This is a genomic window from Litorivivens sp., assembly GCF_041625495.1.
Classification (GTDB): Bacteria; Pseudomonadota; Gammaproteobacteria; order Pseudomonadales; family Spongiibacteraceae; genus Litorivivens.
Window position 1 is genome coordinate 1 of record NZ_JBFJTH010000134.1, and the last position, 10,617, is coordinate 10,617.

Below are 10,617 nucleotides of genomic sequence, written 5' to 3' on the forward strand. Positions count from 1 at the left end.
GACATACCAAGCGGTTCTCGGATTCCCTCCTGATCGTCCACCACGTATTCCTGCGGCAGTATGTGCAACACTTTCTGATCCGCTGGAATCGCTACCGCCTGCGCGGCATCTATGACCCGCTCCAGATCAAGCGGATACACTTCACGGTCGCGAATCGCCACAATGCCGTGAGAATTGAGGCTGCGAATATGGCTGCCGGCGATACCGACGTATACGCTGTGAATCTGGCAGCCGGCCATTAACTCGGCCTCTTCCACCGCGCGCTGAATCGACTGAACCGTGGATTCAATGTTCACTACCACGCCTTTCTTCATGCCGCGCGACGGATGGGAACCAATGCCGACGATTTCAAGTACACCGTCATCATTGATGGAACCGACAATGGCCACGACTTTCGACGTACCAATATCAAGCCCAACGATCATTCGGTCTGTATGCGCACTCGCCATAATTACCTCCCAGCTTCCGCAGTGATTTGCGCATAAGGCAAAATGTTATTGTTCAAGAGCGAGCTCCCTTCCAGTCGACGGCGATACCGTTGATGTAACGTGTATCGACCTGTTGCACGTCGGCAAAGCGCTCATGCAATGCCTGTCGGTAAACCAGTAAAAAGCGTTTCATACTGTGCACCGGCCTTGTATTTCCCAAGCGTATCTCCACATTCTCGCGGGTTACGCCTACCCATTGACCCTTTTCATCCAGCGACAGCTGACCGAGTTGCAGCGGCGTTTCCGTCAACATCTGCGCGATTAACTGGTAGGCTTGCAGCACAGCAAGAGCAGAACTTTCCGGCCCTCTGAGCATGGGTAGCTCCAAATCTCGCGACAGCGTCGCAGGCGTAAATATCTCGCCGCGATTATTAATAAAACTGTCGCGCCCCCAGTAAGCAATGGGTGACTGCTCTTCAATAGTGATAGTTAACGACCAGGGCCAACTGCGCTCCACGCGAGCTGAAAACACCCAGGGTTCTTGCTCAACACTGTGCTTAATTTCATCGAGCGCCAGTGCGAAATACCCTTTATCCAGATGCGGAGCCACCCGTTCAATCAAATCCTCCCGCGCCACGTACTGCGCGTTGCCCGCAAAAGCAACACGCTCTACCGAGACACTGCCCACACTCAGGATGAGTTGCCCAAAGAATCCCAGCACCGCCACACATATGGCCAACGATAAGGTCAGCCGCAAAAGCGGAAACCAGTTGCGTTGCACCCGTGGACGATGACGCTTTGGTTGCGCGCCTCGCTTTTTAACTGGCTTATTCTGCTTTCTCGCCATCACAAAGCCTGCAACATGATTCGTAACACCAACTCATCAAAACTCCAGCCCATCGCGCGCGCAGCCATCGGCACCAGACTATGATCAGTCATCCCCGGGATTGTATTTACCTCCAGCAACTGAAATTCGCCTGTGTCGGCATCACGCATGACATCGACGCGCCCCCATCCACTGCACCCCACCGCGCGGAACGCTCGCAGTGCCAGATCTTGCAATTGCTGCTCTTCCTGCGCGCCGAGACCACAAGGACAGATATATCGCGTATCGTTCGACTGATACTTGGCCTGGAAATCGTAAAAGCGATTATTAGTTTCAAGCCGAATTGCCGGAAGCGCTTCGTCACCGACAATCGCCACGGTGTATTCAGCTCCGAATACCCATTTTTCTGCGAGGCTAACGCCATAGCGAGTCGCGCCGGCAACCGCCTCCGCCAGTTGCTCCGCAGAAGACGCGCGCATCATTCCAATACTCGACCCTTCGCATACCGGCTTGACAATACATTCTCCCAGCTGCGCAAACACAGTGGGCAAATCAGATGCCTCATCGACCACTTCAAACGCCGGTGTCGGCAGCGACTGGCCTGCCCACAACAATTTAGTGCGCAGCTTATCCATAGCTATTGCCGATCCAAGCACACCACTGCCGGTATAGCGCAAACCCATACATTGCAACGCGCCTTGCACCGTACCGTCTTCGCCACCGGGACCGTGCAATGCGACGAACACCAGTGCTGCCCGCTGGGCGGATTCCATCCACTGAGAATCGGCAGTGTCAATCAGCTCCGCCGCCAAGCCACTGCGCTGCAGCGATTCGAGCACGGCGTTACCCGAGCGCAGAGAAATCTCACGCTCAGCCGAACGACCGCCCGCTAGAACGACGAGTGGGCCATTCAGTCGCGAACGCACTTCGTCGATCAAGGTCTTTCCACTCATGAATGCCACGCCATATTTGCCAACTGCTGCGCTATTCCACCGACGTTGCCCGCCCCCTGAGTCAGCACAACATCGCCCGCACGAACGACTGATAACAGCACTTCAGACACGTCGTTCATGTCCTCAACAAAAATTGGATCGACTTTACCCAACTGCCGAATACTGCCGCACAGGCTGCGCGAATCCGCACCGGGAATCGGGCCCTCACCTGCGGCGTAAACATTGAGCATCAGCAACATATCCACATCGGACAACACGCGTACAAAATCATCGTAGAGATCTTTAGTCCGCGTGTACCGATGTGGCTGATAGATCATCAGCAGGCGGCGATCCGGCCACGCCTGACGCGCGGCGCGGATAGTAGCCTGCACCTCAGTCGGGTGATGCCCGTAATCATCCACCAGCGTTGCGACACCATCGCCCACTGCATAATCACCATATATCTGGAAGCGTCGACCCACTCCCTGATAGGTTTCAATACCCTTACAGATATGCTCGCTCGCAATGCCTTCATCCGTAGCAACGGCAATTGCAGCGGTGGCGTTCAAGACGTTGTGTAAACCTGGCTGATTCAGCGTCAGCGGCAACACATCACCTTCTGCACGACGCATTACCTCAAAGTGGGTTTTCAGCCCGTCTTTCACAACCTCCCGGATCTGGAAATCTGCATCCTCGCTGAAACCGTACGTCAGTATCTGACGAGCCATACTGGGCATCAGTTCGCGAATTACCGGATCGTCAACGCAGACCACCGCGACACCATAAAACGGCAGGTTGTGCAAAAATTCGATGAACGTGCGCTTCAACTTTTCGAAATCGCCGCCGTAGGTACCCATGTGATCTGGTTCGATATTCGTGATCACGGAAACCATGGGTTGCAGATGCAGGAATGATGCGTCGCTTTCGTCGGCTTCTGCCACCAGGTAACGACTTTCACCAAGCTTGGCGTTAGTACCGGCACTGTTCACTTTGCCGCCAATCACGAAAGTGGGATCTAGCTCCGCCTGCGCAAAAATATTGGTGATCATACTGGTGGTAGTGGTTTTGCCATGGGTGCCGGCAACGGCAATGCCATGCCGATAACGCATGAGCTCTGCCAGCATTTCCGCTCGGCGCACGACAGGTGTTCGCGACTCCTGCGCAGCGGCAACTTCCGGATTCTCCGGATTGATGGCGCTTGAGACCACAACGACATCGACGCCGGCAATATTTTCCGCCACGTGCCCAATCGCTACGGCGATACCATTACTGCGTAGATGCTCAACGGTCGACGTATCTTTGATATCAGAACCCGACACGGTATATCCGAGGTTTGAAAGCACCTCGGCAATACCGCACATACCCGCACCGCCAATACCGACAAAATGAATACGCTTGACCCGGCGCATTTCTGGAATAACAAAGGAATCTCCGCGCTTAGCCATGAGCCACCTCCAGGCAGTAGCCAGCAGCGACGGCAGCAGCATCCGGCTTGGCCAGTTGTCGCGCCGCCGTAGCCATCTGCAAAAGCGCGCCACGATTCTTTGCAGCGCCCATGAGTTTCTCGGTCAACAACTCAACCGATAGTGATGATTGCTCCAGAATTTCACCTGCTCCGTTTTCTTCAAGCCAGCGCGCGTTAGCGCGCTGGTGGTCGTCAATGGCCTGTGGCAGCGGCACCAACCACGAGGCAACACCGGCGGCCGTCAATTCAGCAACTGTCAATGCACCCGCCCGGCACAACACCACATCTGCCCACGCGTATGCTTCAGCCATATTGTCGATAAAGGCTTCGGCCTTAATTGAAATATCGGCGTCGATCCGCGCGTTTCGATAGGCCTCATTCATAGCCTCAATATGCGCCGCGCCCGTTTGATGCCATACATCCAACGCCAGGCCTTTGGGTAATTGCGCGACAGTCTGAGTCACCGCGCGGTTAATCGCCAACGCGCCTTGGCTTCCACCCAATACCAACAAACGCAACCTGTCGCGCTCAGCGCAACGTGTCTCTGGCGCTGGCAGCAAACTGATATCCGCACGCACCGGATTACCGATATGCACGGCTTTATCTCCGCCTAACGCTACCGGGTAACCGGTAAGTATTCGTCGTGCAAAACGCGCCAGCAGTCGATTGGTCGTACCCGGTACAGCATTCTGTTCGTGAATCAGTAAGGGTGTGCGAGTCAGCCAAGCTGCCAATCCACCGGGGCCGGCCACATAGCCACCGAGGCCGATAACACAGATCGGCTTGACCCTTCCGATTAGCACGACAGCGCTAAGCAGACTTTGCATTGCTTTTACTAGCGCCGTAATCCGCGATAAAAGACCTTTGCCACGTATGCCCTGTACAGGCAAAGTATGTAGCGTTATACCAGCTGCCGGCACCACACGTGCTTCGATACCGCGCGCCGTACCTAACCACTGAACCGCGACACCGCGATCCTGCAGTGCTCCGGCAACTGCCAGCGCCGGGAATACATGCCCGCCGGTACCACCGGCCATGACCAACACAGTTTCTACGGAGGCATCAACGCTCATGCGTACCTCCATTTTCCTGACTGATACGCGCAACCATGCTTGCCATGATTACGCAAACGAGAAGACTACTGCCGCCATAGCTCATGAAGGGCAAAGTTAAACCTTTTGTTGGCAACAGGCCGGTATTTACGCCTATGTTGATAAAAACTTGGGCGGCTAACATTATTGCTATGCCGTATGCGACAAAGCCATTGAACGGCATTCCTTTGAGTTCAGCATCGCGTGCGATACGCAAAATACGCGCTATAAAAATGGCGTACAAAGCCAGCACCAGCATGGCCCCAATAAATCCAAATTCTTCTGCCCAGATCGCGAACACGAAGTCGGTATGCGCTTCAGGTAGATAAAACAGTTTCTGTACGCTGTTACCCAGCCCGATGCCCATCCACTCACCACGGCCAAAGGCGATCAATGATTGGGTCAACTGATAACCGCTGTTAAACTGGTCTGCCCAAGGGTCGGTAAACGCCGTCAGGCGTTTCATTCGATACGGCGACACCATGACGGTAATCGCAAGCACTCCCGCGCTGGCAGCAATCACCGCAAGAAACTGCATCAGTTTGACACCCGCCAGGAATAACAGAGCCAAAGCCGTGCCTACAGTGACCACCGTGGCACCAAAATCCGGCTCCATCATCAGCAGCAGTGTCACCATGGCAACTACCGCCATCGGTTTCACAAAACCGGCGAATTTACTCTTCACCTCTTCGTGGCGACGCACCAGGTAGCCGGCCAGGTACAACACCACGGTCAACTTGACGAATTCTGAAACCTGCAGCGTTAATGGGCCGAAAGCCAACCAGCGACGACTGCCATTGACCTCGCGACCGATACCAGGAATTAATACAAGCGCCAACGCGATAAACCCGCCTAACAGGAGCAACCAGCTGTATTTGCGCCAGGCATCCATGGGCACCTGATAAGTCATTACGCCCAACACGGCCGCCAACCCCAGATAAAAGCCGTAACGCTTGGCAAAATAAAACGCGTCGCCATATTGTCTAGCCGCAAATTCAATAGACGCCGACGACATGGCCACAAAACCAATAATGAGCAGCGCAGCCAGCAGACCCAGGTACAAACGGTCCAGATACTGCGCGTCGGCGCGGTGCTGATTGATCGCCTCAAGCATGCGCACCTCCTGCTGCCAGCTGATTCACCGCATCAACAAAACAGGCACCTCGATGCTCGTAATTATCAAACATGTCAAAACTTGCGCAGGCGGGAGACAGCAGAACCGCGTCGCCTGACTGAGCTATACCTGCGGCCTGGGCCACCGCATCCTGCATTGTCTGTGCAAGCACAGTGGGGATGCGCGCTGCGACCATATCCAACAAGTCCTGAGCGGATTCGCCGATAAACACCGCACCGCGCCCTACTTTTACTAGGGCGTCCGCAACCGGCGAAAGATCCGCACCTTTCGCCTGACCACCCGCGATCAGTACAAGGCGGTAGCGTGACCCCAGCCCTTCAATTGAGGCAACGGCTGCGCCCACATTGGTGCCTTTGGAATCGTTAAAATAGTCCACGCCATTTACCTGGGCGATGAACTGACAGCGATTGGGCAAGCCACCAAAACGCGTCAACGCCTCTAGCATGGCTGCCATTGGCAGACCCACGGCGCGACCCAAAGCCAATGCAGCCAGCGCATTGGCCTGATTGTGGCGACCGGCAATACGCAATTCATCACATGGCAGCAGCGCATCGCCATCGCAAGCGAGGTATTCGCGGCCCTCTTGAATCAGCAGCCCAAACTGACCGCGATCAGGTTTCTGTAACCCAAAGCTGGCGACTTTGACATCCTCTGGTACCAAGGGCTGCGTCAGCATATCGTCACGATTAATCACCGCTTGTCGACAGCCGCGAAAAATGCGGTGCTTTGCCTGGTGATAGGCAACCAGCGAACCGTGATGATCGAGATGGTCCTCACTGACATTCAGCACGGTAGCCACTTCGGCCCCCAAATGAGCACAACGCTCAAGCTGGAAGCTCGACAACTCAACGACATAAAGTTCAACCGTATCATCGAGCAAATCCAACATTGGCGTACCAAGGTTGCCACCCACTGCAACGCGGCGACCGGCGGCCTCGGCCATCTCGCCGACAAGTGTCGTCACGGTGCTTTTGCCGTTTGAACCGGTAATTGCGACAATCGGTGCACTCGCGTGCTGCGCGAACAGATCCAAATCCCCTGTTACGCGAACACCCGCTTGGCTGGCACTGGCGATCGCTGGTTCACGCAACGAGACTCCCGGGCTTACATATAACTCATCCGCACCATCAAATTGACCAATGGTAAAGCGACCCAAGACAACCTCCACCTCGGGAAACTCAGCCTTAAACGCTGCCAGAGCGGGCGGCGCATCGCGATTGTCAGCCACGACAAAGCCCAGCCCTTTGGAGGCCAGAAATCGCGCGCAGGACAACCCGGTGACACCGAGGCCAACGATAACGCGAAGCTTGTCTGAGGCGATCAGGCTCATACTTTTCCTAACGCAGTTTCAGCGTTGCCAGTCCAAACAGCACCAATACCACGGTGATAATCCAGAAACGGACAATCACCCGCGGTTCAGGCCAACCTTTCAATTCATAGTGATGATGTATCGGCGCCATGCGAAATATCCGTCTGCCGGTGAGCTTGAATGAAGCCACCTGCAAAATGACCGATACCGTTTCAAGGACAAAAATGCCGCCCATGATGAAAAACACGATTTCATGGCGCGTAATAACAGCCACAGTGCCCAACGCCGCACCCAGTGCCAAAGCCCCCACATCACCCATGAAAACCTGAGCGGGATAGGTGTTAAACCACAGAAAGCCGAGCCCAGCGCCCGCCAGCGCGCCGCAAAATACAATCAGCTCGCCGGCGCCTGCGATGTAAGGAATATGCAGATAATCCGCGAATTTAAAGTGGCCCGTTACATAGGCGATAATGGCCAGCGCCCCTCCAACCATCACCGAGGGCAGAATGGCCAATCCGTCCAAACCGTCTGTCAGGTTCACTGCATTACTGGAGCCGACGATCACAAAGTAAGTCAACACAACAAACAGTGCGCCAAGCTCCAGTGATACATCCTTGAAGAAAGGAATGAACAACTGGGTATGGGCCGGCTCCGACGCCAGCGTATACAGGTAAAGTGCGGCCGCAAGTCCGCCGACCGATTGCCAGAAATATTTCCAGCGGGCTGGCAGTCCACGAGGATTGCGTTCAATCACCTTGCGATAGTCGTCAACCCAGCCGACCGCGCCAAAGATCAGCGTTACCCCCAGTACCGTCCACACATATGGGTTAGACAGATCTGACCAGAGCAAGGTACTGATAGCAATGGCCACAAGAATCAAGGCACCGCCCATGGTGGGCGTGCCTGATTTACTGAAATGGCTTTCCGGTCCGTCGCTGCGTACGGCCTGACCAATCTGGTGATAATTCAGCCGCCGAATCATGATCGGCCCAACCAGCAACGATATCGCCAGCGCGGTCAACACACCGAGAATGCCGCGGAATGTGAGGTACTGAAATACCGCAAAACCACTGACGTGTTGCGACAGGTAATCAGCCAATAGCATTAACATGTTGTTATTCCCCCAGCTACCTGAGAGTTGGCAACCGTCTTCACTACATCATCCATTCCCGAAGACCGGGAACCCTTCACCAAGACCGCATCGCCACTTTCAATTATATTTATCAGCGCAGCAGCCAAGGCCGCTCTATCTGGAAAATGCAAGCCATGCGGCACCACGGCTTCAGTGGCGTGCTTGGCGTGCTCACCGCAGGTAAATAACAGATCAATACCGGACTCCACGGCATAGCGGCCAACCTCATCGTGCAGCGCATCGCTGTCTGCACCCAGTTCTGCCATATCACCGAGCACGAGTATTTTCCGACCCTGACACTGAGAAAGCACATCGATGGCTGCTTTTACCGACGCGGGATTCGCGTTGTAACTATCATCAATCAACAAACCCCAGGGTTGCGCCGAGGGATAAAGGCGACCCGGCACTGGGGACAAACCAGCCAGCCCAGCGGCGATGTCCGCCATAGTTGCCCCCAGGCTCATCGCCGCGGCACTCGCAAGTAGCGCATTCATTACCATCGCTTCGCCGAGTAGAGGCATATGAACATCGGCCTGCTCACCATGCGCATGCAACACAAATTCGCAACCTTTTGCACCGGTTCTTATGGCAGATGCATAGACATCGGCGGTCGTGCTGCACAAGCTTACTGTCACTACCCGACCCGCCGAGGTGGAATCCTGCCATTGCTGCGCAAAGCGATCATCAGCGTTAATAACCGCGGTTCCGTGAGGCGGTAATGCCGTGTAAATCTCACCTTTGGTCTTCGCGACAGCCTCGATGCTGCCAAAGCCTTCAAGGTGGGCCGGCGCCGCCAATGTAATCAATGCGACTTCAGGTTGCGCGTACTGACACAGGTAGTGAATATCACCCGGCTTGGCCGCCCCCATTTCAATAACAGCAAGCTGGTGCTCAGGGGCAATTTCAAGGAGCGTTTTTGGTACGCCGATTTCGTTATTCAGGTTACCTCTGGTGGCAAGTACCGAAACCTTCTGTCGCAAAATCGTCGCCAGAATTTCTTTACAACTGGTCTTGCCACAACTCCCTGTCAATGCGGCAACCCGGCCACCAGCACGCACAAAACGCTGGCGGTTCAAGGCGGCAATCTGGGCAAGCGCTACCAGACTGTCTTTGACACAGAGCTGAGGCAGGTCGATATCACTCGGCGACTCAACAACGGCTGCGACCGCACCCTGCTGCGCCACTGCGTTAACAAACTGGTGGCCGTCGAAATTCTCACCTCGCAAAGCCACAAACAGATCACCGGCAGCAATGTTGCGCGAATCAGTACTAACGTTTTCCACCGTGCCGTCAAAAACCCCATCGGCACCGATAGCGTGAGCGATTTCCTGTAAAGGCAATGGAGCCATCATGTCCGCTGCCTCCTGGTAAGGGCCAATCGCGCGCACTGCACATCACTAAACGGCAGTCGCCGTCCGGCGGACTCCTGATAGTCTTCGTGTCCTTTACCTGCAATCAACACCAGGTCACCTGCCTGGGCTGAAGCAATAGCGAACTCAATCGCCCGCTTTCTGTCCGCATCTTGGAGAATCGGGGGCTGACTCAAACCGGCGCGGATATCGGAAAGTATGGTGTCTGGAGATTCACTGCGCGGATTGTCGCTGGTGATCACGATGCGATCGGCTAACTGCTCAGCAACGGCAGCCATCAAAGGACGCTTACTGCGATCACGGTCACCGCCGCAACCAAACACACACCAAAGTTTGCCGCTACAATGGGGCCGCAAACTCCAGAGCACCTGCTCCAGTGCATCCGGTGTATGCGCGTAGTCAATTACTACTTGTACGCTATCTACCGGTGGCAGTCTCTCCAGACGACCGGGCACGGCTTGCAAGCTGGAAACGCCCGCGGCGATAGCCTTTAAAGAGATGCCTTCACAGCCGAGGACGGCAACGACAGCCAGAATATTTTTCAGGTTGACTACACCGCATAAGCCCGAGTTCAATGTGAACTCCCCCCACGGTGTCACAATACGCGCCTCAATGCCTTTACTGTGATAACGGATGTCTAACGCCCGTATATCCGCGCTTCCGCCCAGCCCGAAACTGACAACATTAACGCTTGTGGGAATTCGCTCGCGCAACCGCTTACTGAAACTATCATCGCGATTCAGTACGGCATTTTTTAGTCCGGGTAGGGCAAACAGACGGGATTTAGCCTCACCATAAGCCTCCATGGTGCCGTGGTAATCAAGGTGATCCTGAGTCAGGTTGGTGAATACTGCCGTGCTGAACTGAATGGCTGCTACCCGGTGCTGCACCAAGCCATGAGATGAAACTTCCATCGCCGCCCACTGCGC

At 55.0% G+C, this 10,617-nt stretch carries 10 protein-coding genes; all 10 read right to left on the reverse strand.

The window, feature by feature from the left end:
* Positions 1-449, reverse strand: a 449-nt coding sequence (gene ftsA, locus ABYP39_RS14115; RefSeq protein ID WP_372783133.1) for a cell division protein FtsA, incomplete at its 3' end; no start/stop codon positions are given.
* 52 nt (positions 450-501) lie between these two features.
* Positions 502-1,275, reverse strand: a complete 774-nt coding sequence (locus tag ABYP39_RS14120) for a cell division protein FtsQ/DivIB (protein ID WP_372763612.1) — start codon at positions 1,273-1,275, stop codon at positions 502-504.
* Complete coding sequence (locus ABYP39_RS14125) at positions 1,275-2,207, reverse strand: D-alanine--D-alanine ligase (RefSeq protein WP_372783135.1); 933 nt, start codon at positions 2,205-2,207, stop codon at positions 1,275-1,277. The genes ABYP39_RS14120 and ABYP39_RS14125 overlap by 1 nt, the downstream gene beginning before the upstream one ends.
* Positions 2,204-3,631: a UDP-N-acetylmuramate--L-alanine ligase gene (gene murC / locus ABYP39_RS14130; protein WP_372783137.1), complete on the reverse strand. Its 1,428-nt coding sequence runs from the start codon at positions 3,629-3,631 to the stop codon at positions 2,204-2,206. The genes ABYP39_RS14125 and murC overlap by 4 nt, the downstream gene beginning before the upstream one ends.
* Entirely contained in the window at positions 3,624-4,724 is a 1,101-nt protein-coding gene (gene murG / locus ABYP39_RS14135; RefSeq protein ID WP_372765251.1) for an undecaprenyldiphospho-muramoylpentapeptide beta-N-acetylglucosaminyltransferase, read from the reverse strand. The genes murC and murG overlap by 8 nt, the downstream gene beginning before the upstream one ends.
* Positions 4,714-5,856, reverse strand: coding sequence for a putative lipid II flippase FtsW (ftsW, locus tag ABYP39_RS14140; protein ID WP_372749892.1), 1,143 nt, complete (start codon positions 5,854-5,856; stop codon positions 4,714-4,716). The genes murG and ftsW overlap by 11 nt, the downstream gene beginning before the upstream one ends.
* Entirely contained in the window at positions 5,849-7,207 is a 1,359-nt protein-coding gene (murD, locus tag ABYP39_RS14145) for a UDP-N-acetylmuramoyl-L-alanine--D-glutamate ligase (protein ID WP_372783139.1), read from the reverse strand. The genes ftsW and murD overlap by 8 nt, the downstream gene beginning before the upstream one ends.
* Positions 7,208-7,214: 7 nt before the next feature.
* Positions 7,215-8,297, reverse strand: coding sequence for a phospho-N-acetylmuramoyl-pentapeptide-transferase (gene mraY / locus ABYP39_RS14150; RefSeq protein WP_372783141.1), 1,083 nt, complete (start codon positions 8,295-8,297; stop codon positions 7,215-7,217).
* A complete protein-coding gene (gene murF, locus ABYP39_RS14155; RefSeq protein ID WP_372750281.1) occupies positions 8,291-9,670 on the reverse strand; it encodes a UDP-N-acetylmuramoyl-tripeptide--D-alanyl-D-alanine ligase in 1,380 nt (459 codons plus the stop codon). Before murF ends, mraY begins: the two co-directional genes overlap by 7 nt.
* The coding region (locus tag ABYP39_RS14160) for a Mur ligase family protein (protein WP_372783143.1) at positions 9,667-10,617 on the reverse strand (951 nt) is incomplete at its 5' end. The genes ABYP39_RS14160 and murF, both read right to left, overlap by 4 nt.

Coding starts and splice junctions, on each gene's coding strand:
- ABYP39_RS14125 (WP_372783135.1), bottom strand. CDS start 2,207: ATGAGTGGAAAGACCTTGATCGACGAAGTGCGTTCGCGACTGAATGGC.
- murC (WP_372783137.1), bottom strand. CDS start 3,631: ATGGCTAAGCGCGGAGATTCCTTTGTTATTCCAGAAATGCGCCGGGTC.
- murF (WP_372750281.1), bottom strand. CDS start 9,670: ATGATGGCTCCATTGCCTTTACAGGAAATCGCTCACGCTATCGGTGCC.
- murD (WP_372783139.1), bottom strand. CDS start 7,207: ATGAGCCTGATCGCCTCAGACAAGCTTCGCGTTATCGTTGGCCTCGGT.
- ABYP39_RS14120 (WP_372763612.1), bottom strand. CDS start 1,275: ATGGCGAGAAAGCAGAATAAGCCAGTTAAAAAGCGAGGCGCGCAACCA.
- murG (WP_372765251.1), bottom strand. CDS start 4,724: ATGAGCGTTGATGCCTCCGTAGAAACTGTGTTGGTCATGGCCGGTGGT.
- ftsW (WP_372749892.1), bottom strand. CDS start 5,856: ATGCTTGAGGCGATCAATCAGCACCGCGCCGACGCGCAGTATCTGGAC.
- mraY (WP_372783141.1), bottom strand. CDS start 8,297: ATGTTAATGCTATTGGCTGATTACCTGTCGCAACACGTCAGTGGTTTT.